Below are 26,719 nucleotides of genomic sequence, written 5' to 3'. Positions count from 1 at the left end.
CCTCAGCAATTGCTGAGGCATTGTTTTAGAAGCCAACTTCTCTTGCTAGAGAATTATTGTGCACGGTATTTACCGCTGTTTAGTTCAATTTTAGACGCTTTGACGCGACTGTCAGCATTCAAGTAATCGCTGATGCTAAGCAAGTCTTGTCCTTCAGAAGCTTTTAGCACCGCAGATTCACCATCTGCAAACACAACGTCTAGCTTTAACTCTTTTGCTACTGCTTTGGCATCAGCGGCGTTGTTTACAGTGATGTAGATAAGTCCCGTCGCTTTAGACACATTGCCAAACGCGTTCTTAAACACCTCGTCACCGGCTTGCAGTTTAACCGCTTCAGAGAGATTGCTCACTGTGTTCGTTTGCACTTTACGATACGCTTCACCATTCACCTCAACGGCATCAGAAGGAACAAATAACTCGGGATTTGGTTGTTGCGACAACTGCGTTTCGGCATAGGCTGCGTTGGCTATTAGTGAAAGAGCCAAAATAGAAAATGTCTGATATTTCATGTGATTGACTCCTTAGTGGCCAAAGATACGCATAGACCAGTTTTTGATAACTCCTGGTTTTGCGTTGTTCGCCATCGGTACATCATAGATAGCGGATGAGTTGAAGTAAGCGATAAATGAGAAGACTTCATCACCGTTTGTATCGATAGCTCTCAGTGTCCATTCTCCCTTGGCATTCTCGCCGTAGAATTGGTTAGACAACATCAGTTGGTTTTCGTAACCCGTAATGTTTGGATCAAGAGACTGACCAACAAGGCCGTTACGTGGTGTTTGCAATACGGTGCGAGTGCCTGATGGGGAAACAAGCTCGATTGCCAAATCAGGTAGACGCGAGTGCTCTAGCGTCAGCTGCACCTGTACAGACTCAACGGTAATGTCGTCAGTAATTGCGATGTTTGACGAACCACCAGCAAGGCTTGCATCTGGCACACTGACTTCTGTTGCATTGTTTGCCCACGGTGTGATGTTTTGCGCTGGCAGAACATTATTTGTCATGCGAGCGCGTTTCATCGCTTCATCCAAATCAACGGCACCAAAACCATAGAAGGTATGGAAGTTCACGCCAGCCGCGTTTTTCTGCCAAGGTGAGATCGCTTCGTAGCTCACCAACTCACCTTTATTATTGGTAAATTCAAGTTGAACACCCGGATGCTCGGCATCGGTAACGCGTGCGGTTTCTGCCAGCAACGCACGAACATCACGGGCAGATAAAGCGTGGTTGGTTGACATGATAGCGGCGATTGCACCAGAAGTGTTCGGCGCAGCCGATGATGTGCCGTTCATGGTGCTGGTATAATTACAGTTCGGGTCAAGCTCCGTACCACCGTGTAGACCATTAATACCAAGGCCGTCACTGGTGTTTTGTCCTTCTTCACATCCCATCAGGTCAGTTGTGACCATCGCAGGGAAGTCTTGCCCGTATTCTCCTGCTGGCGCGGCAACCCACACGTTAGCGCCAACAGAAGAGTAACTTGCTCGGGTGCCATCTGCGCGTAGCGCGCTGGTGACAAGGTTGAAGTAGCTAGAGTTGTCGTAAGATTGCGCCGAGTTGTGCATCGGTAAACCTTGGTTTCCTCCTCCCGCGAAGAAATCGCTAGGAAGAACGAAGAATCGTCCAGTGTTGAAATAGCGGTAACCATTCCCCGCAGACTTGACAAACAGTGCACCGCGGCCCCAAGCGTTCGTTTCGCTGACGTTCTGCATGACATCCATTTCAAGCTTGAACTCTGGGTCATTCTCATCAAACGCGATTGGGTTGATCGGACTAAAGCCATAACTTTGGTTAAATACGCGTACATCTCGCGTCGCTGGGTCCATACCGTGAGAAATCAACCAACCTTCTAATGTTTGGTTTGCAAGCCAGTTAAAACCAACAAGCGAAGAGCGAGAAGCAACGCCGCGACCACCTTCACCATTGTTACCTACCGCACTAATCAAACCAGCAACGGCAGTACCGTGGCCGTTGGTGTCTACGGGATAACTGGATGGGAATAAAGAGTCTTCAACGAAGTTTCTGCTACCTATGACTACGTTACCTGCAAGGTCTGGGTGATCGATCTGCACACCAGAATCAATGACCGCAACTTTAACGCCAATACCGGCAATGCCCATAGCTTGCGTAAGTTTGGTGTTTAAGTCATTACCCGCAACAGCAGGGTTTGCTGCGAATGCAGTTTGGCCAGTGTTGTCGAGATGCCATTGTTCTGAATAGAGCGGATCAAACGCCGAGACGGCAGGTGTAAGGCCCACAGCCAACATAGCGGCAAATAGGCGATTAAAGCGTGTTTCCATTTGTGACCTCATGTCTTTGTTTGGAATTTTTGTCCCTGTTCGATACTCCTTTAAACAGGAATGAATAAAACTAGCGGCAAAGAATGAGGACGCAAACTGTTTACAAATTGTTTACGTTGTTTTTTCGACGGACTGCGTAAATTGATGTTAACTCACTGAAGTAAAGGAAGGTTTTGGCTGATCTTGATCATTGTTAGCTGTAAAAAAGCAGAAAGTTGGTAAGGACTTTCTGCTTTCTATCTCATCTGTTAGCTGGAGAGAGGTGATAGCTACTACAGTTACTATTTGGTGGAGGCCGGCTGAATGGTTGCCATCGGTTTGCGCGGTGCTGGCTTTTTCTTTGGTAACACGCTATCGACAAACTTCTCCAAATACCACTTATTCAATTCGTTATCGCACCATTTTTTATTGAGTCCACGGCGGTTGAATTCTGCACCAATCGCGACTTTGGTTTGGTTCGTTGAGCGATTGTAATACAGCGTCTCACACAGTTGAGTATTGCTCATTTGTTGAGCGTACATGTTCACACTGCTGCTACGCATGCCCATTTGCGACGCTTGTTGATTACTACAAGCGGATAAAACAACAGGTGAAAGCAGGGCGAATATTAATTTTTTCTTCATGTAAGTATCTATTTACTCGTGGACGCCATTAAGACGTCGAGTGAATCTTAAATTGGTTTCTGCCCGCTTGTTTTGCGTCATATAACGCTTGGTCGGCCAAGAAGAACCATTGGTCCCACTCTTGTTTGATGGTTTGGGCTGATAACCGGTCGACCGCACCAAGCGAAATTGTGGCGTTTATTGGCTTAGAGTCAATGATTAATGGCGTATTTTCAATGACATGTCTCAAACGCTCTAGCGATTTCGCACAATCATTTGGATCGTTCACCTCCACCAGCAACACAAATTCTTCACCGCCCCAACGAATCAGCAGGTCACCTGAGCGAGTGGATTCGTTGAAGATAGAGGCAATATGCATCAACATTTGGTCGCCGATGTCGTGACCATAAGTGTCGTTAAACGCTTTGAAATGGTCGACATCAAGAACCGCAAGCGCGAAGGTTCTATCTGGAGTGCGGCGGGCCATCTTCTCTAACCACACTTCTAAATAGCGGCGATTGTGAAGGCCAGTCAAAAGATCTGTAGTACTTTCTTGCGTTAGTGCTTTATTGATCTTTTTGACTCGCAAAACATAACGGAAACCCACCACACCAATGGCTGCAATAGCGATAAAGTAGAACATTTCGCGATAACGTTGCGAGCGCAACTCAGAGGCTTGAAGTGCGTTTTTCGTCTCAAGCAAATTCAATTCTTTCTGAGCCAGTTTCGCTTCAAGATCAAACTTAATGTTGATCATTTCTTCGCCGTGAATGTGCTCAGAAAATTCTTCTTCAAGTGCTCTCAACTGAGACAAATAGCGGAAGGCGGCTTCATAATTTTGCAGCACTTGGTTGGCGTTAACCAAAACCGACAACATATCGATACGCTGTTTTAGCTCAAGCTCATTGGTTGATTTGGTTTGTTCTAGGACGAGGAGAGCAGTTCGAATCGCTTTGTCGTATTGCTTGTCGGCGAGATACGCTTCGGCAAACGCTTCATAGCATGGCATCTTAATGATTTCGATGCCGTCTGGGTTAGGTAACTCAACACAGCGTTGTGCGAGCAGTAGGGCATCGTCTGTTTTACCGATGCTGCTTAGCATTTGAGAAAAGTTGGACAATGAATGATGTTTAATGACATCCGACCCTGTTTGCATTGAGCGCCGAATCGCCTCATGGAAGTAGTATTCGGCTTTCTCACTGTCTCCTAAGCCAAGATGAACAATGCTTAAGTTGGCATAGATTACGCCAATAAAGAAACTGTTGTCGTACTCATATTCACTGCTCTCATATACATCGAGTGCTTGTTTTAGATAGTTGCTTGCGCGATTCCAATCGGAGGAGTCTAAATAGACAGTACCGATGTTGTTAAGCGTCATCGCAACTTGAATCTCAAACACTGTATTTTCGAGTAACTCGTAGGCGGTACGATAATGTTTCAATCCGTTGTGGATTTGGTTACGCGCAATTTCTAAATTTCCCATCCAGCGATAAGCGCGGCCTTGCAGCGCCAGATAGCCAATATCACGAGACTCCCCAATCACATCGTGGAGCAAAAGCTCTGCGTGCCAATCGTCATCCAACTCAATCATTCGAATCGCTTTGTTCAATTTTGCTTCTGCGACAACCCAAGGCATATTGTGTTTTCGACCAAATTCGATCAAATCTGGCATGTCGTCAGGTAGGGGAACACCTTCATAGCGTTCTAAATAAATACGAGCAAAATAGTAGAGGGCGAGCGATTCGGGAGAAGCATCTTGCGGAACCGTGAGCACATTTTCTTTGATTGAGCGAGGCTTACCCATAGAACGGAAGTAGGTACTCAACATGGGTTGGCTTTCGGGCGAAATGTGTTCTTCGAGATAGATATGTTTATCTGTATTGGCGAAGACATAACCAGTCTGGAAGAAGAGTCCAATCACCGCTAATAGAGCGCAAGACAGCGTTTTAATCGGAAAGTGCATGAGCTTATTAATAAATTGTGATCTCGTTAAGTAGCATTACTTGCTAAGTCTATCACTTCTTATCTATTAAGTGCTTATGGATTCCCCAAGAACAAGGGATTTTAAGACGAGTATAATTGATTGATTTGATTTAATTTTTTGATTTATAAAGAAAAGTGCTTTTTATAAGTTGGGAAATAATTTTAATCGCAATATAAGGGAACAGGGGGTTTTGACTGAGAAATAGCGATAATCGGTGAAGATATTTCCATGTAAATTATGTGTGATACTGCTCCCAAAAGTAATTCCGATCTCCAAAAGATGATTTTGGTGTCATAAATATTTAATGTTTGTATGGGTTGTTAAAAAAATGGATATTCGACATAGTGTTATTAAGCCAAAGTAAATTGGCTGTTCATAACAAACAGGAGATTATTTATGCATAACGAAATGATTCAACCGTCGCACTTCGGCATCATTGCTCGCACTTGTATCGCCTCAGTAGTAATGTTGGCGGGTGTTTTCGCTCTTATTTAGTGGAGTGACGTAAGCTAGATTACGTTTTAGAAAACAAAAGCAAAATTCAGGGAATTACCTTCAGTTGTAAACGGTATTCCCCTGAAAATCACTCAAAGTAACCCCTTCTTAGCTGAGTAAGCTAAAAACCAAAGCACTTACCGCAACAATACCTGTGAGCAGAACAAAATAGGTAGAGAGCTTTCCACGATACTGCTTCATCGACTCAATCTTATGTACCGCCAACATCGGCATAATGAACAAGATCATTGCGATAACTGGCCCAGATAACGCTTCCATCATGCCTAAAATACTTGGGTTCATGATTGCTGCAGCCCAAATTGACAAGAAAAGAACCACTACGCTAATACGATCAACACGTGTTTCAGACAAATTTGAGTGCTTTGTGATTAAGCCGTTCAAGCTTTCACGTGCGCCTAAGAAATGACCAAGGAAAGAAGAAGTGATCGCGACAAACGCCACCAAAGGACCAAGTGTTGCGATGAATGGGTTATCCGTTGCGTTTGCAAGGTAAGAGAGTACGGATACGTTTTGCGCTTTTGCCTGTGCAAGTTGCTCTGGCGATAGTGCCAATACGCACGAGAAAACAAACAATAGTACGAATGCGATAAGCATGATGCTCGTGCGACGTAAAATCAGTTCGGCTTTTACATCGGCATCATCACCGTAGTGTCGGCGCTGAACATTGGCAAAGCTAGAGATCGCTGCTGCATGGCTAAACGAGAAAATCACAACAGGAACGGCTAACCACATTGTGCTCGCAAACGCACCCATGTCCGGTGTATCAAGCACGGGCATTGTCCAGTTCGGCATTAAGTAGAATGAGAGGAAAGCTAGAATCGCAACAAGTGGGTACACCATAACGGCAAACGCGCGCAGCATCACTTTTTCGCCAGCCATCATAATGGCAATCAAAGCGAACACTAATACGCCCGAAAGTAGCTCGCGTGGTAAGGCTTCCATTCCCGCTTGGTTCACCATAAAGCTGTCTACAGTATTGGTGATGCCCACGCCGTAAATTAACAGGATAGGAAAAATCGATAGGAAATAAAGCAGAGAGATTGAACGTCCCGCTTTTGCGCCAAAGTGCTCTTCAACCACATCGGTAAAGTCGGCATTTTTGATCTTAGAAGACAATACAAAGCGCGCTAAACCGCGGTGGGCGAGGTAAGTCATTGGAAATGCCAAAAACGCCATTGCGACTAGTGGCCAAAATCCACCGATGCCCAAGTTGATTGGCAGAAACAAAATACCGGCACCAACGGCGGTCCCGAATAGGCTAAGTACCCAATGTGTGTCATGTTTTGACCAAGAGGTTGTTGTGTTTAATTCACTAGAATTTAACGTATTTCGAGATTCTTTCACTTAAGACTCGCCTTTATAAAAATAATAATGTGGCGGATGGTATCTGTTTTAGTGATTGTTATCACATCAACTATGTGGTGAATCGTGCTGATAAAAAGACAATTTTGTAAATTATCAAACTATGAATATTTTTAAAAACTAGATTTATATTCTGAATTTTAATGTATTAATTGAAGTCATTTACCAAATTTTCAATATTTTTTGGTTTTAGATTTTGTGGTTAAAATGTATCCATGGTGGTATTTGCTATGGATGAGGGCAAGGAAAGTGTTCCGCTCCAACTGTTTGAGTTGACAGCAAAAGTTGGGTTTAACGAAGGATTCCTCTATATTGCCGCAAACAAAGGAGTTTAGGAGTAGAGTTGAGATGGACATTTTGTCTGCGCGTAAAGAAGATTTAGCCGCCGTTTATGCTTTAGAAAACAAGTTGTTTGGAGAACATTCGTATCCTCAGTTTTTTATACGACAAGCGTACGATTGTTGGGGTCAAAGCTTGTTAGTTGCAAAGGAAGGAGAAGCAGTTGCTGGTTATGTGCTTTTAACCACCAGCAATGTCGCGAAGCACTATTGGATAATGTCGTTAGCCGTAAATTCGGAATTTCGCGGTCGAGGAATCGCGAGATCATTAGTTGAGCGGGTGATGGCACCTCTGGCCGAAGGTTCTAGTGTTAAACTGACGGTTGATCCTCTCAACCAACCTGCATTGTCTCTCTATCAATCTATGGGTTTTACTGTACTAGAAGAAGAAGCGAATTACTTCGGTGATGAAGAATCCCGCTTGGTGATGGAATTCGTAAAGTAGGCCTGCACAGAAATGAGTCTAATCTGCACTTAAAATGTGCGGATTTAAAAATGTGCCGTTCATCATTTTTCATAATGCCTTGTAATTAAAGCATTTTCATTATTGGCACTTTGTTTGCTATTTGTAGAATGTTCATCGTTAACTCGATGACCGCTCTCCAGAGCAGGCGGAGATGCGGGTTAGGGTATTACTTTTTAAAAATGTACTTACAGCGTTAAAGGCATTGCAGCCTCTCCAGTTTGGAGAGGCTTTTTTTTGCTCATATGGTTGGGTTTGTAAGTCGTGTTGGTCAATAGCAGGAGGCGTAATGTCGCAGGGATGCAGAAAAACGACCTGTCCTTATTGCGGGGTAGGGTGCGGGGTTGAAGTAAACTCAAAAGGAATTGTTGGGGACGATAACCATCCTGCGAACGCGGGAGCCTTGTGTGTGAAAGGCGTTGCGTTGGCTGAAAGCTTAAACATGCCATCACGCCTTTTGTATCCGAAGCTTGTCACCAAGGAGCGGCCACAAGGTAAAGAAATTCACTGGTCGCAAGCCACAAACATGATTGCTGAAAAGATCCATCAAGCTAAAGCGGAGTTTGGGCCTGATTCCGTCGCGATGTATGTGTCAGGTCAGTTATTAACGGAAGACTATTACGTCGCCAACAAACTCATGAAAGGCTATGTTGGCAGCGCTAACATCGATACTAACTCCCGTTTGTGCATGTCTTCGGCGGTTGCGGCTCATGTACGAGCATTTGGTGAAGATGTCGTTCCTGTCAATTACGATGACATAGATAAGACTGAGCTATTGATAATTTGCGGTGCTAATACCGCTTGGACGCACCCTGTTTTATTTCGACGTATTCAACAAGCGAGAGAGAACAATCCAAGTCTCAAGTTAGTGGTGATCGATCCACGAGAAACTGTTACGGCGCAGCAAGCCGATTTACATTTAGCGATAAAAAACGACGGCGACGTTTCATTGTTTAACGGTCTACTTAAATTTCTTATCGATCAGCCATGTCTTGATTCTCAATACATTCAATCTCATACCGATGGCTTTGATGCGATAGCGAGAGAAGTAACTCAACAACGTTACGATGTCACTAATTTAGCAACTGATGTAGGCGTTTCACAAGACAAACTCACAACGTTTTTCCAATGGTTTGCCCACAGCCCGACTGCGATTACGCTTTTTTGCCAAGGGGTTAACCAAGCCGGAAATGGTGTCGATAAAGGCAATGCGATCATCAATGCGCATTTAGCAACGGGTAAAATTGGCAGGGTGGGCTGTGGCCCGTTTTCCATTACCGGGCAACCTAATGCAATGGGCGGACGAGAAGTTGGCGGTTTAGCTAATCAATTAGCGGTGCACCGAGGGTTTGATGGCGAATCCATTCAACAAGTACAAGCGTTTTGGGAGTCACCAGAAATCGCTACAAAACCGGGGCTAAAAGCGGTTGAACTGTTTGAAGCGGTTGAGCGTGGTGAGATTAAAGTTCTGTGGATCATGGCGACCAACCCCGTTGTCTCTTTGCCAGACAATCAGTTGGTTAAGAGGGCGCTAGAACGCTGTCCGTTTGTGATTGTCTCGGATATTACCGTAGAGTCGGATGTTGCGCGTTATGCCGACTTGTTGCTTCCGGCGGCTGGATGGGGTGAAAAACAGGGGATGGTGACGAATTCTGAACGTCGGATTTCAAGACAGCGTCAGTTCCAAAACCCTCCCGGTGAGGCAAAATCGGACTGGTGGGCAGTGAGCCAAGTCGGGCAAGCATTATGCACCTTAGAAGAGACAAAGAATGGTTTTGATTTTGACTCTGAACACGAGGTGTTTTGCGAGTACGCTGCCATGACAGGCATGAATAAAAAGTCGCCTTTAAAGCTAGAACTGTCTCAATACGCCAATTTGAATGAGCAAGAGTACGAAGAGTGGCGGCCAACCCAATGGGGTGGCGAGCGACCGTTTTCCGATGGCGTGTATTCTCACCCAGATGGTAAAGCGCGGTTTGTAGTAACTCGCGAATCGCCACAGCGTTTAGCCAGAACGAAAGGCTGGTGGCTCAATACGGGTAGACAACGAGATCAATGGCACACCATGACACGTACAGGCCATATTGCACACCTTGCCGCCTCTGAGTTAGAACCAACCGTGTACATGAACACACTCTCTGCCACTCAAAATCGTTTAAAAGCAGGACAACTCACCAAGCTGTTCCAGCCTACTTCAAATACCAGTATTTATGCCAAAGTTGCCATTGATGAAGGTTTAGGTTTTCAGGAGCTGTTTATGTCAATGCACTGGGCGGGTCGATATGGCGGTGAAAGCAGTGTTAACGCGATAGTAAACAGCGCAAAAGACCCTATTTCTGGGCAACCTGCGTTTAAGTCGTCTTATGTTGAAGTGCAAGACGCAGCGGTAAAAACCTACGGTATGTTCATCGGGACACAGTTTGATTCCAGCAAGTTTCTCTACAGCGCATTTCAAGCAGAAAGTAATTTGGGCATCTGGCGCTTTGCACACGATAAACGACCAAAAAAGCAGAGTTTTTGTCGAACGGAAAAGAGCCGCAGAATTGCGATAGATATTGCCCAAGGTTGGCTAGCGGTGGATTACGACCTTGTTGGAGACGTTCGTATCATTCGTTCGGTTTTGGTGGTGTCTAGCGAACCGATTCAAACCGACTACACCAACTTTACCGGCTTGATTGGTAAGCCGATGGAGCTATCGCAACTGCTTACCATCACTCAATCGCAAAGCAGCGCCAAACTGATCTGTAGTTGTTTCCGCGTCACTGATAAACAAATACATGACGCGATGGAGAAACAAGACTGCACGTCAGTGACCCAACTTCAAAACAAACTCAAATGCGGTACTAACTGTGGCTCGTGCGTTTCTCAAATCAAACTGATGGTCGACAGTCATCAGCATCAAAAGGGCAAACAGCAAGCGAGCCAGCAAAGTCTGGCTATTCAAATAAAGTAAGTCACAAAGAGGATAAGCACATGGAAGCGCCTTATCAAAAGTCTTGGTTTAAGAAAGGACAAGCGGACCAGAGTCAAAAACGCTCGTCTCGCTTTTCTAGGCATGACCAAGCAAGCAAACTGAACCAACTTTTAGAAGACCAATCCGTAGATCTAGATGTGAACCACAAAGGTTTTGTCTCGATTGTCGGAGCAGGCCCGCACGATCCAGACTTGTTAACGGTGAAGGCAGTGAAAGCAATTATGTCAGCAGAGGTGCTGCTGTACGACCGTCTGGTTAACAAAGATATTTTGGAGTTGGCTTCGCCACAAGCCCATTGGATTTACGTGGGAAAACGATGCGGACAACCTAGCATCGGCCAGGAAGAAATCTGCGGTTTAATGGTGTCATTAGCTCAGCAAGGCAAACGTGTTGTTCGGCTGAAAGGAGGCGATCCTTTTGTATTTGGCCGTGGAGGCGAAGAAGCGCTAGCTCTAGTCAAACATGCGATTCCGTATGAAGTCATCCCCGGTATTACTGCAGCGATAGGGTGTTCCGCAAATAGCTTGATTCCGCTGACTCATCGTGGTGTTGCTCGCAGCGTTACCTTTGTAACAGGGCAAGTGGTCACGGGCGCATTTGAATCGTGGTGCCAACTGATGCAAAGCGGACAAACGTTAGTCTTCTACATGGGGTTAGAAAAGTCATCGCAAATACAAACGGGTTTAATTAGCTCTGGTTTGAGAGAAAATTTCCCTGTCGCGGTCATCACTCATGGTTGTAGCCCCCAACAGCAAGTGTATGTTACCCAACTCAATCAGCTCAATGAGTTATCGATTACACTCAAAGGCATCAGCCCAGCATTGATTGTGATGGGAGAAGTTGTCAAACTGCGCGAACAACTAATAGAAACCGTACAGTCAGTGACGGAATACGAGGGAATATGAGCAGCATTTTGGAATGTATCAGAACAGTCGGTCGTGGCGAGCGTGGTAGAAAACCACTGAACTTTGACCAAGCGTTTCGAGTTATGGATGAATACCTAAACGGTGAGTGCGATGACGATCAGATGGCGATGTTATTGATGCTTATCCGCGTACAGAACGAGACTCAACAAGAAATCGCTGGCTTTGTGAAAGCATTCCAATCGCGCATGCCTGCCATTGGCGCAGACATTGACTGGCCATGTTACGCCGGTAAGCGAGAAGCAGCAGGTCATCCGTGGCATTTACTGGCAGCGAAAATCCTTGCTGACAACGGTCATAAAGTATTGATGCACGGTTATCACGACCGCCAATCTGGTCGTTTACACGCAGAAGATTACCTCGACAAGTTTGCTATCAAGAAAGCGGAATCAGCAGAAGACGCAAAGCGTGTGTTAGAAACACAAAACATCGTGTATCTACCGCTGAGTGCGTTTGCGCCGCAAGCAGAAACCATGATCGGTTGGAAGAATCGTTATGGGCTTAGAACGCCGATTAATACCGTGGTTCGAGCACTGAACCCGGGGCAGGCGACAGTCGGTATTCGTGGTAGCTTCCATCCTGGTTTCCAGCAGCTCCACGCTGAAGTCGAGCACGAAATTGGCCAAACGGCGCATGCTGTGGTGTCGTTTAAAGGCCAGTCGGGTGAGTCCGAATACAACCCGAAAGTAAGCCAGACAGTATGGCTTAGTCAAACCAGTGGCGTGACATCTCACTACTGGACAGAGCAAATGCTGTCAGAGGTGCCAATGCCTACGGCTTGTCCATTTGGTACAGAAGAAACCGACATGAATCAAATGGCGAACACGGTGTTAGCTACCATGACGGTTGTCTTGTTTGCTGAAATGCATGACAGAGAACAAGCTTTTGAACGTGCATTTTTGTACTGGGCGTCGTATTGCGCAGCGAACTGATTGCATGACTGCCTAACGATGCAAAGTTGTTGGATCGGATTCCTTTATCTATTGTTTGTGTATGCTCGTCAGTGATGAATTTATCACCACAAGTCTCTCTTTGCTGGTTAGCATAAACATCACCATTGCGGTGATGGGTTTACTTTTCGATAAGAAATGAGGACATGGATAATGCTAAAGCACACGACGTCAAGTGAAAAGGCGGCTCACCCCATCCCGCAAGAAGCCTTCGATTGGTACGACGAATACGCGCACGGAAAGATTTCGCGCCGAGAATTTCTTAATCGGCTTGGTGGCCTTGCGGTGCTAGGGTTTAGCATGACCGCACTGGTTGACGCGCTGACACCAAATTACGCGCTTGCCGAGCAAGTCTCCTTCAATGATCCTGAAATCAAAGCCACGTACGAAACCTTTTCGTCGCCGAATGGGCATGGTGAAGGGCGTGGTTACTTGGTGATGCCTCAGAAAAAGACCATCAAATCACCAACGGTTTTGGTGATTCATGAAAACCGTGGCCTCAACCCTTACATTAAAGACGTCGCGAGACGACTAGCGAAAGATGGTTTTATCGCCTTTGCTCCCGATGCTCTCTACCCGTTAGGTGGGTATCCGGGAAATGATGATGAAGGGCGAGCAATGCAAAAAGAGATGGACAGAGCCAAGATTGAGCAAGACTTTATAGCGGCCGCTAAATTTATCAAACAGCACGAACATGGAAACGGCAAGCTTGGCGCGGTTGGTTTCTGTTTTGGTGGTTATGTCGTCAATATGCTGGCGGCAGTTATGTCAAATGAGCTAGATGCAGGCGTCCCTTTTTATGGAACACCCGCTGCAGAAGAGATTCAAAAACAAGTGAAAGGCCCATTAATGTTGCATTTCGCAGGGTTGGATAAACGTGTGAATGACACTTGGCCTTCGTACGAGCAGCAGTTGATTGCTTCAGGTGCGAAGTACCAAGCTTTGATGTATGAAAACGTCAATCATGGTTTCCACAACGACTCAACCGCACGTTACGCACCCGAGGAAGCGGCTCTTGCTTGGGAACGTACCTTAGCTTTCTTCAAAGAACATCTCATCGCCAGTTAATCGGAGTTGGCACATTCCTTGTTTTATCTCCTTTAGTGAGTGAGATATTAACAAGGAATGTGCATGACTCAATCAACGTCAAAAACACCCATTATCGTCTGCTGTGACAGCCTTCAAGAGCAAGCTCGATTGTCCGGCTTATTGAGCAAAGATTACGACAACATCATCGGTAGCCAATTGGCACAGCTAGAAACGCTGATACAGAGAGAACCATCGGCAAGAGTTGTGGTTGGATGGCAGCAGCCAACCGCAGAGCTGCGTTTGATAGTCGATTTCTGCCGACAAAAATCGGTACCACTTCTTATCGTGCTAAAGCAACTATCTTCTAATGATATCAATCGGTTATCAAGCCAAATGGATTATGTGTTGATGCCTCATGATACTGAGTTTGCTCTTCAACCTTGGATTGACCACACAACTTTGGTACGTGAGCGGTTCGAGAGAATGAATTCAGAAATTGAATCGCTGACGAACAAGATTGAAGAGCGAAAGCTGGTGGAAAAAGCCAAAGGCTTATTGATGAAAGTGCACAATGTAGATGAGGAACACGCGTACAAAGCAATGCGAAACTCTGCAATGCAATCGAGTCAAACGCTTACTCAAGTTGCGAAGAACCTGATTACGGCATTGCAGTTAATGGATTAACTTCTCTACTACTTTGGAGTTATGGTGAAAATTCTACCGTGGTGCGTGTTGCACTAACAGTAAGCAAATACAATTGTTTGGTAACTAGGGTTAACTCTAATTTACTGTATTTAAAGTGAAAAATTAGTTGGCACAGTAATTGGATTAGTTAGAACGGGTTTATTGTTGAATCGCTTATCTCAATTATCAATGGCGGTAATTGCAGACTTAGCAACGGCGCTACTGCTCTTCGGAGTAGTAGCGCTTTTTTTATGGGAGCAATCCAATGAAATGGAGTTCGATGCTGAAAGTGTCAGCAATTTCGTTATCGGTAATCACCACGGTTAGCGCAAAGGCAGGGTTGGGTGAGCCAGAAATTGAAGACCTGAAGTTTGGTTTTATTAAGTTAACCGATATGGCGCCGCTAGCGGTTGCCTACGAGCAAGGCTTTTTTGAAGACGAAGGGTTATACGTCACGCTCGAAGCGCAAGCAAACTGGAAAGTGCTGTTGGACCGCGTTATCGATGGTGAACTCGATGGCGCGCATATGCTGGCAGGGCAGCCATTGGGCGCGACGATTGGTATCGGAACAAAAGCAGAAGTGATTACCGCGTTCAGCATGGATTTGAATGGCAACGCAATCACGGTTTCCAATGACACGTGGGAACAGATGAAGCCACACATACCAAAGCAGCCAGATGGCAAACCTGTACATCCAATCAAAGCGGATTCGTTGAAGCCCGTCGTTGACAGTTATCGCGACAAGGGCAAGTCATTCAATATGGGCATGGTGTTTCCTGTTTCTACTCACAATTACGAGTTGCGTTATTGGCTTGCGGCTGGTGGGATTCATCCAGGTTTTTATGCACCAGACTCAGGCGATAACAGTGGTCAATTGGATGCTGACGTTCTTTTGAGTGTTACACCGCCACCACAAATGCCAGCCACAATGGAAGCGGGCACAATCAAAGGGTACTGCGTCGGCGAACCATGGAACCAGCAAGCCGTATTCAAAGGCATTGGTACGCCAGTCGTGACCGATTACGAAATCTGGAAGAACAACCCAGAGAAAGTGTTTGGTGTGTCCAAAGCATGGGCAGAAAAGAACCCCAACACGCACATTCGTGTCGTGAAAGCCCTGATTCGAGCGGCACATTGGTTGGATGAAAACAACAATGCCAACCGCCAAGAAGCGGTGAAGATGTTGGCGAAGAGCGAGTATGTGGGAGCCGATGCCGATGTTATCGCCAACTCAATGACAGGCACGTTTGAATACGAGAAAGGCGACAAACGAGACGTACCAGACTTCAACGTGTTCTTCCGTCATAACGCCACGTACCCGTACTACAGCGATGCGATTTGGTATCTGACCCAAATGCGCCGCTGGGGACAAATCTCAAGCGAGAAATCCGATGATTGGTACATGGATGTGGCGAAAGAGGTTTACCGTCCAGATATCTACCAACAAGCAGCTCAAGCGTTAATTGAAGATGGTGTGTTGAGCAAAAAAGATTTCCCAGATTTCAGCGTTGAAGATGGGTTTCGTGCACCACAAACACACTTTATCGACAACATCGTTTATGACGGCCGTGAGCCAAATAAGTATCTAGAGAAGTTCTCTATCGGGCTTAAAGGAAAAGACAAGGTTTAGGATGAGCAATCCTACTAAAAATTCAGGGGGCAGGTGAGTCTGCCCGCAATAACAAGGATGTAGATTTCTTAGGAGTGAGTATGTCTAGTAATGTCATTTCCCTTTTTCCTGCTAAGCAGGTAGTGAACCGAAGTCGGCTGGTGCTTTTGCCCGTCATTGGCTTGCTGATCTTTTTGGCAATGTGGCACTTAGCAGCGAGAGAAGTGCAAACTTCATTAGGTACGCTGCCGGGCCCAGTGCAAACTTTTCAGCAGTTCAGCAACCTTGTCGATGACCATTGGCAAGAGCGAGAAAAGGAACAAGCGTTTATCGAACGTCAGGAAAAACGCAATGCTGCGAAGTTAGCCAAGAATCCAGGCACGGAAGTGAAGATTCGTCCTTACACAGGTAAGCCTACGTTCTTCGATCAAATCGTAACAAGCTTAGTGACTGTGACTGCGGGCTTTCTGTTGGCGACAGTTATCGCGATTCCGCTCGGTATTGTGCTTGGTCTGAATCAAGGGCTGTATCAAGCGTTCAACCCAATCATTCAATTGCTCAAGCCTGTCTCACCTTTGGCATGGCTGCCCATCGTTACCATGGTGGTGAGTGCCACTTATGTGAGTGATGATCCGATGTTTGCGAAGTCGTTCATTAACTCTCTGATCACAGTGGCGCTGTGTAGCTTATGGCCGACGCTGATTAACACTGCTGTGGGAGTGACGAGCGTTGATAAAGACTTAATCAACGTGAGCAAAGTGCTTCAACTTTCGTGGTGGCAGCACATCCGCACCATCGTTTTACCTTCTGCCATTCCAATGATCTTCACCGGTTTACGTCTTTCTTTAGGTATCGCTTGGATGGTGTTGATTGCGGCAGAAATGCTCGCTCAGAACCCAGGGTTAGGCAAGTTCGTTTGGGATGAATTCCAGAACGGCAGCTCGGCATCATTGGGTCGCATCATGGTGGCGGTCATCACTATCGGCTTTATTGGTTTGATGCTCGATAGAGGCATGCTGCAACTTCAAAAGTGGTTGTCTTGGAATAAACAACAAGCGTTGAGATAAGGGAAAAGATCATGGAAAAAGCATTATTAGATCTAACGCGTTTAGGGATGCGATTCCCAACGCCAGATGGCGAATTCATCGCGCTTAAGAACGTCGATTTACAAATCAATAAAGGTGAGTTTGTATCCCTGATTGGTCACTCTGGCTGTGGTAAATCAACGGTTTTGAACTTAGTCGCAGGGCTGTACATGCCAACAGACGGCGGCGTGATAGTCGATGGGCGAGAGGTGGCAGGGCCGGGACCCGACCGCGCGGTGGTGTTCCAAAATCATTCATTATTGCCTTGGTTAACCGTGTATCAAAACGTTGAGCTCGCAGTAAAACAAATTGCCGGCAAAAAGGGCAAAGCGTGGATTCAGGAGCAAGTGAATCACTATTTGGAGTTGATTCAAATGCAGCATGCCGCGCACAAAAAGCCGGATGAAATCTCTGGTGGTATGAAGCAGCGAGTCGGCATCGCGAGAGCACTGGCACTTCAACCAAAGGTTTTGCTGATGGATGAACCATTTGGCGCGTTGGATGCGTTAACTCGTGCGCATTTGCAGGATGCACTGATGAAGATTCAAGCCGAGCTAAACAACACCGTGATCATGATTACTCACGATGTGGATGAAGCGGTGCTGCTATCCGACAAAATCGTGATGATGACCAACGGACCGGCAGCGACCATTGGTGAAGTGTTGGAAGTGAATCTACCGCGTCCTCGTGAGCGTGTCGCACTGGCGGATGATGCGCAGTATCAGAAGTGTCGACAAGCAGTGCTGAAGTTCCTTTACGAGAAGCAATCCAAAGTCGAGATTCCTGCTTCGAAAGAAGACAAACCCAAAACCGCAGCGCAAACGGCATAAGGAGGCAGCGATGAACAGTCCTTTAACGATTCCAGTAAAGAACGCATTGAGCCACATCGTTGTGGTAGGCAACGGTATGGTCGGGCAACATCTCGTCGAGCAACTAGTGCAGAAAAACGCGCATTTGGAGCACCGAATTACCGTGATTGGTGCAGAGCGTTTTATCGCGTATGACCGTGTACAGTTGTCCTCTTTGTTTGCGGGTAAGTCTCATGATGATTTGATGCTGAGTAACCAAGAATGGTATGACATGCATGGCATCCAACTCGTACTTGGCAGCCAAGTAACAGGCATCGACAGAGAGCAAAAGCGTATTCTACTTGATGGTGAAGATGTGCTGGGTTACGACCAACTCGTGCTCGCGACCGGTTCGTACCCGTTTGTGCCTCCAATTGAAGGTAAAGACCGAGACAACGTGTTTGTCTACCGCACGCTTGATGACCTTTCACAAATCAAGAAGGCATGTGAAGGCGCAAGAACAGGCGCAGTGATTGGTGGTGGCTTGTTGGGTTTAGAAGCGGCAAACGCACTCAAACTATTGGGGTTAGAAACTCACGTTATTGAATTTGCACCCCGCCTGATGCCCGTACAGTTAGATGATGGTGCCGGCTTAGTGCTGAAAGAGAAGATTGAAGCGCTAGGGCTAACCGTTCACACCTCAACGGGTACGGAACGAATCTGCGATGGTGAAACGGCTAAGCATCGCATGGTGTTTAAAGACAAAGATCCTCTCGAAGTGGATGTGATTGTCTTTTCCGCAGGGATTCGCCCCCAAGATGAGTTGGCAAGGCTGGCTGAGCTAGAAGTAGGCGAGCGAGGCGGTATTGTGATTAATAACCAATGCCAAACCAGCGATGAGAACATATACGCGATTGGCGAATGTGCCCTTTGGGAGCAGAAGATCTTTGGTTTGGTCGCTCCCGGTTACACCATGGCTAGAACCACCGCCGATGTCTTGACTGGAATGCCGAGCGAAGGTTTTAAAGGTGCAGACATGAGCACCAAACTCAAACTCCTTGGGGTGGATGTGGCGTCTATCGGCGATGCACAAATGCAAACGGAAGGCGCACAAGAAATGGTATTGCAAGATGCGGTTGCAGGCATCTACAAAAAGCTGGTGGTTGATGCGAGTGGCACTCAATTGCTTGGTGCGATTCTCGTTGGTGACAACAGCGACTACGATGCGCTCTTACAGTGTTATTTGAACAAAACTGTCCTGCCAGACCACGCGGCGAACCTGCTGTTTGATACCGGAATGCTGGACGGAGAGATGCCAGACAGCGCCATAATCTGTTCTTGTCACAACATCACAAAAGGCGACTTAGTTGCCGAGATTCAAGCTGGCACAACCAACCTGACGGACCTTAAAGCCAACACCAAAGCTGGTACTGGCTGTGGTGGCTGTAGCAATATGGTGAAGTCGGTATTGGATACTCAACTGGCAGCCATGGGGGTAGAGGTTAACAACCACCTTTGTGAGCACTTTGAGCTCAGTCGCCAAGAGATGTTCCATATTTGCCAAGTGGAACAAATCAAAGACTTCGATACCTTAATTGCACTGCATGGCAAAGGGCATGGGTGTGATATCTGTAAGCCGACAGCTGCATCTGTGTTTGCTTCTTTGTGGAATGAACACATCATGGAGCCTCAGCATCAATCTCTGCAAGATTCTAATGATGCCTTTATGGCGAACCTACAAAAAGATGGCTCCTACTCGATTGTACCTCGTGTTCCGGGTGGCGAAATCACACCAGACAAGCTCATCGTGCTAGGCGAAGTTGCTCAGCAATACGATCTGTACACCAAGATCACTGGCGGTCAGCGCGTGGATTTATTTGGTGCACAGTTAGAGCAGCTTCCTGAAATCTGGCAAACCTTGATTGATGCCGGTTTTGAAACAGGGCATGCCTACGGTAAATCGGTGCGCACCGTGAAATCTTGCGTCGGTTCTACTTGGTGCCGCTATGGTGTTGATGATTCGGTTGGATTAGCCATTGAGTTAGAGAACCGCTACAAAGGATTGCGAGCGCCCCATAAGCTTAAGTTTGCCGTATCGGGCTGCACTCGCGAGTGTGCAGAAGCGCAAAGTAAAGACATTGGGGTGATCGCCACTGAAAACGGCTGGAATCTATACGTTTGTGGTAATGGCGGCATGAGACCAAGACACGCTGATTTGTTTGCATCCGACTTATCCAAATCAGAGTTGATCACCATGATTGACCGAGTTTTGATGTTCTACGTCAGCACAGCTGATCGCTTGCAGCGTACGTCGGTGTGGATGGAGAACATGGAAGGGGGCCTAGATTACCTTAAACAAGTGATTTTGGATGACTCTCTCAACCTATGTGATTCATTGGATGAACAAATGGCACGAGTCGTAGATACCTATCAATGTGAGTGGAAGAGCACGCTGGATAATCCTCAGAAACTGCAACGCTTCCGTCCTTTCTTGAACAGCACGTCGGGCAGTAAAGCTTTACCGTACCAGCGTGTACGCGGTCAGCGTATTCCGGTGAAACAGGAGGTGTAAATGGCAGCTTTAACCAAAGTGAAACTGTGTCAGCTTGATGACTTAATGCCGTTCATCGGTGCCACTGTGTTGATTGAAGGCGAGCATGTCGCGTTATTCTACATACCAGATAGCGGCGTTTACGCCGTTCAAGATTGGGACCCAATTGGTAAGGCTTATGTGATGAGTCGGGGGATTGTCGGTGATATTGATGGTGAGGTGTGTGTTGCATCACCACTGTACAAACAGCATTTCAGCTTAAAGAGCGGGCAGTGTTTGGAAGACGAAGCGCACTGTCTAAAAACGTGGCGAGTAACGGTTGACGATAATCAGGTTTGTTACTTAGTCGAAGAATGATCCTCGAAATTAGCTTGCTCGATATGAGTAAATTCTTAGCGTAAGAGGCAAGCGAATAAAGCTCCAGAGACAGCACAGTATGGCTCTGGAGCTTTTTACTATTTGGAAGGATTCACTTGGAGTTCGGTATAGCCAGTCGAATCGTCCATCGCTCTAGTGAACTTAAGTTCTGAGTAAGAATGGATGATCAATTCTGCGGTGGTATCAATCACTGTACCTTCCAGCAAATGCCCACCCCAGACTCGTCCTCCACGATCAGACACCGAGATATGAACGTGTTGATGTTCAGGCGTTAGGGTTCCCATCACAGAGACGATTTCAAATGGCTCTTGTTTGGTTAACGTACTCTCTGCACCTGCCAAACGAAGCTTGAGGTCAGAGATACAGCCAACGCATGAAGCAATCGAACCCGCTTTGATACCGTGTTTCTCGACCAATTTCGCTAGGCTCAGCTTTAAGTCCATGCCTTTGGTAAGACGTACTGTTATTACTTCAATCGACATATTACTTCCTAATCAAAACCAGCAAGCAGGAAAGCGCCGTATCCAAGTCGGCATAACGTTTGGCTTTGCCAAGTACGCGCATGCCTTGCATGTTGTTGAGAACAAAACGGGCGAGTTCTTCTGGCTTGAGCGTTTTCGGCACTAAGGTTTCTTTCTGTGCGTTTTTCAAGGCATCGGTAATGATGTCGATTAAATGATCAAATAAAAAATGCCCTTTTCTCAGTACATCATCGTCTTCGCCTGCATGCTCCACAAGCGCATTTTGGATAAAACAGCCACAACTTCGCTTGCGTTGCAGCTCTGCAAAGGACTTAAGGAAAGACTCAAGTTCTGGCAGGGATGCGCCGTCTTTCTCTAAGTCGGTGAGTGAGGGTAACGAGACTTTTTTTAGATAAGCATCCAGTGCTTCGTAGTAAAGCTGCTGCTTATCACCATAGGTGTTGTAAAGGCTAAAGCGGTTGATATTCAACTCGTCAGTGAGATCAGAAATGGATGTATTAGCAAAACCTTTGCGCCAAAAAACGTCCATAGCGACTAAGAGTTTTTCTTCTCGATCGAAGTTGGCTTTTCTTGCCATATGCGTACCTACCTGAGCGGTTTTTCTCAAACCACTCCTAAACTTATTGAACAACTTTTTGGAAATGAAGTTCTTGACTGATCGTTTATAAACTGGCTACAGTATATCCTAACCAATCGGTTAGAAAAAGAAAAAGGATACAAAATGAAGCTCTATGAAACAGCAATGACTCCAAGTTGTAAGCGAGTTAGCATTTTTTTAAAGGAAATCGGTGGAGAGGTTGAGCGTGTCGCGTTGAACGTGCGTGAGGGTGATAATCTATCTGAATCTTTCAAGCAAAAAAGCGTGAATGGCAAAGTGCCATTACTGGAGCTAGACGATGGCACAACGATCTGTGAAAGCGTGGCTATTTGCCGCTATCTCGATGAAGCGTTTGAAAATGACTTAGCTCTGTTTGGCGCAAATCAATTAGAACGAGCACAGGTGGAAATGTGGCACCGTGTCGTCGAGTTCCAAGGCCTTTATGCGGCATTCCAAGCGTTTCGCAACATTACGGCGATCTATCAAGATCGTGAAAACTGTGTGGCAGCGTGGGGTGAAGAATCCAAGTCTCGTGTCCTCGAGTTTTTGCCAACCTTAGATAAACGTTTGTCAGAGAGTGAATACATCGCGACAGACCAGTTTTCCGTTGTCGATATTACCGGTTATATTTTCATTGGTTTTGCGGTGAATGGTTTGAGTATTGAAGTCTTCGAGAAGTACCCAAACATCGCTCGCTGGTTTGAACAAGTGTCTGCCCGAGACGCATTCCAAAGCTAATTTTTTCGCAGCGAGCGTTTTCTCTCTCGCTGCGTATTGAACGCCAATGACAAAAAGGTATTCAAATACTTCAAGTTTTCTCTTCTTTTTTTACTCATCTCCTATAATTATTTTTATATACAACAACCTCAATAGGCTTCAATGCGTTTTAGAGCAGAGTGCTCTTAGTCTGTAGACGTTCTTTTCATTTAGAGATGTCTGGCAAGAGACAAGGAGAGGTTATGAATCTTCAAATCAAAACCATCAACAACGTACTGTTTGCTTCGCTCGTTGTTTCTATCTTTGGTTTAGTTGCGATGTACCTGAACTATACGCAGCAAAGTGATCAAATAGAGCAATTGCGCGGACAACTTATCGAAAAAGAAAATCAGATCGTCATTTCAAACGAAGCATTGTCTTACACCCGTTATCAACATCAACTTTTAGCCGAAGACTACAGTCGTTTTAGAGATGAGCAGTCAATAAACAGAGTACTTCGTTAGTCGCTACCAGCGTTGAGGAGAGAGATGAAACCAATCTTATTGGTCGACGATAGCAAAACGGTATTGCTTTACATGACCTCTGCATTGCAAAAGCAAGGGTACGAAGTCGTCGCGGTGGAGGACGGTGAGTCTGCACTTGAAGTCCTGACGCACCGAAAAGATATTCAGTTTGTTCTTAGTGACCTGATGATGCCTGGGCTCAGTGGTATTGATTTATGTCGTCTACTCAAATCTGCGGCGTTTGAGCGGTATATCTTTTTTGTCCTGCTTTCTTCACGCAATGATCAGGGCTCGATTGTCAAAGGCATTGACGCTGGCGCGGATGATTTCGTAGATAAAAAAACATCGGTAGAAGAGCTTCAAGCACGCATACGAGCAGGTTTTCGTACTCTCGATTTGCACAATATGTTACTCGCGAGAAATCAAGAATTAGACATCGCTTACCAAACGATTCGACAAGATCTAGAATCTGCTGGTGATCTCATGAGGCAGCTTTTACCGGTAGAGCTGCAAATCGGAGCGACAAAATTAAGTTATTCCTATCTTCCTTGTTCTCAGCTTGGTGGGGATATGCTTGGTTATGCTGCGCTTGATGAGCAGCATGTGGCGTTTTATGTATTCGATGTTTCTGGGCACGGTGTCTCTTCTGCTCTGATGTCGTTTTCCATTCAAAAAACGTTATCTCGAAGCTGTGGACCGGAGTCGGTAACGACAGATCTTGTCGAGGGCGAATATGTTGTTTCGGAGCCGAATGTGGTGGTGGAGAGGCTCAACCTTCGATATCAACAAACACCTGACAGCAAATTGTACTTCACAATCGTTTACGCAGTTTTGAATACTCAAACAGGCAAACTGAGGTACTGTACCGCCGGTCACCCTAAGTTCTTATGGCAACATCAATCAGAAGCAACCATTGATATGGTTGGTGATGAGAATTTTATAGTAGGCGCGTTAGCACCAATGCAATACAAGGGCGGGGAAATTACGTTAGAACCAAACGACTCGATTTGGTGCTTTTCTGATGGCGTGGTTGAAGCGCGGTACGAAAATGAGTTTTTCTCTGTAAATCGTTTGATCGCGAACGTACAGAGCGTTTCTGGACTTCCATTTGAAGCACAGGTTTCTTCTGTCGTCGAAAGTATTAAACGTTGGCAAGTGAAGGAAGAGCTAGACGACGATTTGACGCTTTTACAACTTCAATGGTCTGGTCCAAACACGTCGACATGTGAGGGTGAGGATGACTGATTACGAGTTTAAAAAAACGTTTCTTAGCTCACTAAAATCTTCCCGTGAGGCGAGTAAGCAGCTTGCCGAGTTTCTCTTTCAACATCAGGTATTGGTAAGTGATGTCCAACACCTCGAATTGTGCGTCGTTGAGGTGATGAACAATGCCTTTATACACTCCTACGATGAGCGGGAAGGCGAACCAATTGAGCTCGAATGTGCAATCTTATCTGACTCTAAGTCTACTCAGATCGAAATGCGTATTTCTGATTACGGTCGTCCTATTAAAAAATCGGTTTTCCAAGAGCACACGAATAAAGAAATAACAGCCCCAAGCTTGTTTGATGAAGACAGCTGGATGTCGTCAGGAAGAGGATTAATGTTAATCAGTAATCTAGTTGACAGTTTTCAGGTATTGAGATGTGGTCGAAAAAATACGTTTGTATTGATTAAAAGAGAGGGGCGTCTAACAACCAAGCAAAGTTCTGTCACTTTACCTGGTTCTTAGTTTGCGTCCATGACGAATTAGCTTTCTTTATTTGTTATCGGTGGTGGAAGCCGATGACAGAAGCGCTTCTAGTTCTTCTCTGGTCAACAAGTCTTGCGGATTTAGAATCCCGCTCTCGTCGTCTAAGGACATCTTGGTTCTGCTGATCAAATATCGCTTTTGAGTAGGAGTTAAGTCCTTGAGCGACTCAATCAACTCCTTGAAATGGTTGTTGTCCATGTTCATAATTTCCCCGTTCTAAGCCTTAAGGTGTTTTATTTTAAGTTTTCTAAGTAAGCGAAAATCTGCTTTTTAATTGTCACCAGCTCGTTATTAACTATAGTTATATCTTCGCATTCTGGTGCAGTATTGTTTCTTGTACTTGTTTCTATCTTCTCCAGCGCAACAACTGCGATATCTTCTCCAAAGCCTTCTAGAATACCTTTCAAGCTGTGTGCCATCAGATACAGCTCTGGCCAATTTTGTTGTACGAACATTTCATTTAGTTGTTCTGTCGCATCAGAGTAATCCTCCAAGTACGTTGAAAAGACAGCAATGATAATGTCTACGTCATTGTCCATGTATTGATTGAGCAATTCGAAGTTGATCATTTTCACTCCCTGTCGGTTACGTGATAGCTAAACGGTTCGGGTATCTGGCTAGAAAAAGAACCAGAGAGATAATCGCTTAACCATCGTGACCAATTTGGTGGTAATGCCCTTTGTTTTAGGAAGTTAACCACCGACTCCGAATTAGAATGGTGTTGTTGGTCCGGCGCTGCTAGAGTGTTCAGTTTTGTCTCTACTGAAAATGGATAGTCGTATTCGTGTGGTACGATATTGCACTCTTGAAGTCGGACTGATGAACACGATTGATTGATGACTCCGAGCAAGCTGCGTCTGATAGAAAACTCACCAAAAAATGCTAATAGCGGAAGGGCTTGTTTCAATAATGCTATCGGCATTTGTGTTGGAATATCGTAAAAGTAACTTAATGACTCTAGCAATTTTAGGTGCGCTTCTGCCGCGCGAGACTCGACGAGAAGTAGCTTGCACTGCATGAGCTGCTTAAAAGCTAATAGATTGACTTGCTGCTCTTTACCCAACTGCTTTTGCGTGAGTAAACAGAGTTCATTCAGTTGAACAAGCACTTTCCTCTTGGTATGAATATGAGTAAGCGTTTTAAAATGGTCGCTGACTAAATCAACGTAAGAAGAAAGGACATTAAGCCATTGGGCATCGGTTTGTGATAAATGGGCTGCATAGGTACGGCCTAGCTCATAGAGATCTTCAAACAGGCCCAACTTGGCAGTAATTCGGGATGCTGAGAGAAAACGAGAACCATTACTTGGCGTGAGCGAAAAAGCTCTTTTTGCCAAACAGAGCGCATGTCGTTGTTGCCCCAAGCTTTCATAAAGACCGATCAAACTGTCAATGGCAGCCAAGCAGAGCGGATTCCGAGTTACATAATCAGCCAGAACTTTGACTGCTTCAGATATGTGGCCTTGATGATGTAACAAAAACGCGGTCGCACATACTTTACTTGCATGCTCTTTCTGACTGCAGAGAGGTAAATAATCCTCAAGTAGTGTGTAGTCACGTCTTTCAACTAAAGTATCGATAATCAGAGATTCAACACAAATACTGGACGCGTGGGTCTTGTGAAGCAAGATGACATCAGATAGTAAGAGAGGTTGTGAAGCCAGCAGTCTTGTTGTTACAGCGGCAATGTGCTGTTGTTCTTGCAGTGCTTGGAGCATTTTCGTGTAAAGTGCTTTTGTTTGAAGGGGTTTTGTTAGCAGGTGACGAACCCGCCCAGAGCTAGAAAGTGCTGTGAGAACCGTCTCTTTTGTGGCATCGCTAGAAATCATAAGCACAGCGGTTGTGTCTGAAATCAGTTGTGCTCTGCTCAGGAGGTGAACGAGATCCAAACCGGTATATTTTTCTGCAAGATGGTAATCAATTACTAAGAAGGAATAAAAGCGAGTTTTTGCGGCGAGCAAGGCCGCTTGCGTGTTAGTCACGCAAGTGATGTTAGAAGCTTTTGCGCCTAATGCAATGAGTTGGTGTTTCACTAGCAGTGATGATGTAGAACAGTCATCAACGACCAGGATATTGATATCACCAACGGCGACTCTTCCCTCGGCCAAAGTCTATCTTCCTTACTACAGCT

The 26,719-nt window shown here is 45.7% G+C and carries 25 protein-coding genes; 15 read left to right on the top strand and 10 right to left on the bottom strand.

What is annotated here, in order from left to right; translation table 11 throughout:
- Positions 1-53: 53 nt before the first annotated feature.
- The 5 genes from ACF8CV_RS04640 to ACF8CV_RS04620 form a co-directional block, all read right to left on the bottom strand.
- Positions 54-509 (bottom strand): hypothetical protein, encoded by a 456-nt coding sequence (locus ACF8CV_RS04640; protein WP_005463738.1) that lies wholly within the window; start codon positions 507-509, stop codon positions 54-56.
- 12 nt (positions 510-521) lie between these two features.
- Positions 522-2,300 (bottom strand): S8 family peptidase, encoded by a 1,779-nt coding sequence (locus ACF8CV_RS04635; protein ID WP_138937338.1) that lies wholly within the window; start codon positions 2,298-2,300, stop codon positions 522-524.
- A 281-nt stretch (positions 2,301-2,581) separates the two neighbouring features.
- Complete coding sequence (locus ACF8CV_RS04630) at positions 2,582-2,923, bottom strand: hypothetical protein (RefSeq protein WP_005463744.1); 342 nt, start codon at positions 2,921-2,923, stop codon at positions 2,582-2,584.
- A gap of 28 nt (positions 2,924-2,951) precedes the next feature.
- Entirely contained in the window at positions 2,952-4,865 is a 1,914-nt protein-coding gene (locus ACF8CV_RS04625; protein ID WP_025611658.1) for a diguanylate cyclase, read from the bottom strand.
- 624 nt (positions 4,866-5,489) lie between these two features.
- Positions 5,490-6,746, bottom strand: coding sequence for an aromatic amino acid transport family protein (locus ACF8CV_RS04620; protein ID WP_138937337.1), 1,257 nt, complete (start codon positions 6,744-6,746; stop codon positions 5,490-5,492).
- 366 nt (positions 6,747-7,112) lie between these two features.
- Between ACF8CV_RS04620 and ACF8CV_RS04615 the strand changes: the two genes are divergently transcribed.
- The 11 genes from ACF8CV_RS04615 to nirD all read left to right on the top strand — a co-directional run bounded on the left by ACF8CV_RS04615 (position 7,113) and on the right by nirD (position 20,515).
- Entirely contained in the window at positions 7,113-7,547 is a 435-nt protein-coding gene (locus tag ACF8CV_RS04615; protein WP_025557814.1) for a GNAT family N-acetyltransferase, read from the top strand.
- A gap of 307 nt (positions 7,548-7,854) precedes the next feature.
- Positions 7,855-10,518, top strand: coding sequence for a nitrate reductase (locus ACF8CV_RS04610; RefSeq protein WP_171055858.1), 2,664 nt, complete (start codon positions 7,855-7,857; stop codon positions 10,516-10,518).
- A 20-nt stretch (positions 10,519-10,538) separates the two neighbouring features.
- Positions 10,539-11,444 carry a uroporphyrinogen-III C-methyltransferase gene (gene cobA, locus ACF8CV_RS04605; RefSeq protein WP_025637278.1) on the top strand — a complete coding sequence of 302 codons (906 nt, stop codon included), beginning with the start codon at positions 10,539-10,541 and terminating at the stop codon, positions 11,442-11,444.
- Positions 11,441-12,394, top strand: a complete 954-nt coding sequence (locus ACF8CV_RS04600) for a glycosyl transferase family protein (protein ID WP_031813013.1) — start codon at positions 11,441-11,443, stop codon at positions 12,392-12,394. The genes cobA and ACF8CV_RS04600 overlap by 4 nt, the downstream gene beginning before the upstream one ends.
- A 168-nt stretch (positions 12,395-12,562) precedes the next feature.
- Entirely contained in the window at positions 12,563-13,480 is a 918-nt protein-coding gene (locus ACF8CV_RS04595; protein ID WP_171055870.1) for a dienelactone hydrolase family protein, read from the top strand.
- 63 nt (positions 13,481-13,543) lie between these two features.
- A complete protein-coding gene (locus ACF8CV_RS04590; RefSeq protein ID WP_171055857.1) occupies positions 13,544-14,125 on the top strand; it encodes an ANTAR domain-containing response regulator in 582 nt (193 codons plus the stop codon).
- A 265-nt stretch (positions 14,126-14,390) separates the two neighbouring features.
- Positions 14,391-15,755 (top strand): CmpA/NrtA family ABC transporter substrate-binding protein, encoded by a 1,365-nt coding sequence (locus tag ACF8CV_RS04585; protein ID WP_005499062.1) that lies wholly within the window; start codon positions 14,391-14,393, stop codon positions 15,753-15,755.
- An 80-nt stretch (positions 15,756-15,835) separates the two neighbouring features.
- Positions 15,836-16,801, top strand: coding sequence for an ABC transporter permease (locus ACF8CV_RS04580; RefSeq protein WP_138937333.1), 966 nt, complete (start codon positions 15,836-15,838; stop codon positions 16,799-16,801).
- Positions 16,802-16,812: 11 nt separating this feature from the next.
- A complete protein-coding gene (locus tag ACF8CV_RS04575) occupies positions 16,813-17,649 on the top strand; it encodes an ABC transporter ATP-binding protein (protein ID WP_021450807.1) in 837 nt (278 codons plus the stop codon).
- A gap of 10 nt (positions 17,650-17,659) precedes the next feature.
- Positions 17,660-20,179 (top strand): nitrite reductase large subunit NirB, encoded by a 2,520-nt coding sequence (nirB, locus tag ACF8CV_RS04570; RefSeq protein WP_138937332.1) that lies wholly within the window; start codon positions 17,660-17,662, stop codon positions 20,177-20,179.
- Complete coding sequence (gene nirD, locus ACF8CV_RS04565) at positions 20,180-20,515, top strand: nitrite reductase small subunit NirD (RefSeq protein ID WP_138937331.1); 336 nt, start codon at positions 20,180-20,182, stop codon at positions 20,513-20,515.
- 98 nt (positions 20,516-20,613) lie between these two features.
- Here nirD and ACF8CV_RS04560 read toward each other — a convergent pair whose 3' ends face one another.
- Both ACF8CV_RS04560 and ACF8CV_RS04555 read right to left on the bottom strand, forming a co-directional pair.
- Positions 20,614-21,018, bottom strand: coding sequence for a PPC domain-containing DNA-binding protein (locus ACF8CV_RS04560; RefSeq protein WP_138937330.1), 405 nt, complete (start codon positions 21,016-21,018; stop codon positions 20,614-20,616).
- A 1-nt stretch (position 21,019) separates the two neighbouring features.
- On the bottom strand, positions 21,020-21,595 hold the full coding sequence (locus ACF8CV_RS04555; RefSeq protein ID WP_015313322.1) for a TetR/AcrR family transcriptional regulator: 576 nt from the start codon (positions 21,593-21,595) through the stop codon (positions 21,020-21,022).
- Between the two features lie 144 nt (positions 21,596-21,739).
- Here ACF8CV_RS04555 and ACF8CV_RS04550 point away from each other — a divergent pair, with 144 nt between their 5' ends.
- The 4 genes from ACF8CV_RS04550 to ACF8CV_RS04535 all read left to right on the top strand — a co-directional run bounded on the left by ACF8CV_RS04550 (position 21,740) and on the right by ACF8CV_RS04535 (position 24,568).
- Positions 21,740-22,354, top strand: a complete 615-nt coding sequence (locus ACF8CV_RS04550; protein ID WP_005463777.1) for a glutathione S-transferase — start codon at positions 21,740-21,742, stop codon at positions 22,352-22,354.
- A gap of 221 nt (positions 22,355-22,575) precedes the next feature.
- On the top strand, positions 22,576-22,836 hold the full coding sequence (locus ACF8CV_RS04545; RefSeq protein WP_015313320.1) for a hypothetical protein: 261 nt from the start codon (positions 22,576-22,578) through the stop codon (positions 22,834-22,836).
- Between the two features lie 24 nt (positions 22,837-22,860).
- Positions 22,861-24,081 carry a PP2C family protein-serine/threonine phosphatase gene (locus ACF8CV_RS04540; RefSeq protein WP_138937329.1) on the top strand — a complete coding sequence of 407 codons (1,221 nt, stop codon included), beginning with the start codon at positions 22,861-22,863 and terminating at the stop codon, positions 24,079-24,081.
- On the top strand, positions 24,074-24,568 hold the full coding sequence (locus ACF8CV_RS04535) for an ATP-binding protein (RefSeq protein ID WP_025636024.1): 495 nt from the start codon (positions 24,074-24,076) through the stop codon (positions 24,566-24,568). The genes ACF8CV_RS04540 and ACF8CV_RS04535 overlap by 8 nt, the downstream gene beginning before the upstream one ends.
- A gap of 27 nt (positions 24,569-24,595) precedes the next feature.
- Here ACF8CV_RS04535 and ACF8CV_RS04530 read toward each other — a convergent pair whose 3' ends face one another.
- Genes ACF8CV_RS04530 through ACF8CV_RS04520 form a run of 3 tightly spaced genes read right to left on the bottom strand, consistent with a single transcriptional unit; the run spans position 24,596 to position 26,696 of the window.
- Positions 24,596-24,787, bottom strand: coding sequence for a hypothetical protein (locus tag ACF8CV_RS04530; RefSeq protein WP_171055869.1), 192 nt, complete (start codon positions 24,785-24,787; stop codon positions 24,596-24,598).
- Positions 24,788-24,822: 35 nt separating this feature from the next.
- Positions 24,823-25,158: a hypothetical protein gene (locus ACF8CV_RS04525; RefSeq protein WP_020837948.1), complete on the bottom strand. Its 336-nt coding sequence runs from the start codon at positions 25,156-25,158 to the stop codon at positions 24,823-24,825.
- Positions 25,159-25,160: 2 nt separating this feature from the next.
- Positions 25,161-26,696 (bottom strand): response regulator, encoded by a 1,536-nt coding sequence (locus tag ACF8CV_RS04520; RefSeq protein ID WP_025625980.1) that lies wholly within the window; start codon positions 26,694-26,696, stop codon positions 25,161-25,163.
- Positions 26,697-26,719: the final 23 nt, after the last annotated feature.

This window comes from Vibrio sp. zbq_1 (assembly GCF_043102935.1).
GTDB lineage: Bacteria > Pseudomonadota > Gammaproteobacteria > Enterobacterales > Vibrionaceae > Vibrio > Vibrio parahaemolyticus.
This window is presented reverse-complemented; position numbering and strand designations above follow the sequence as displayed.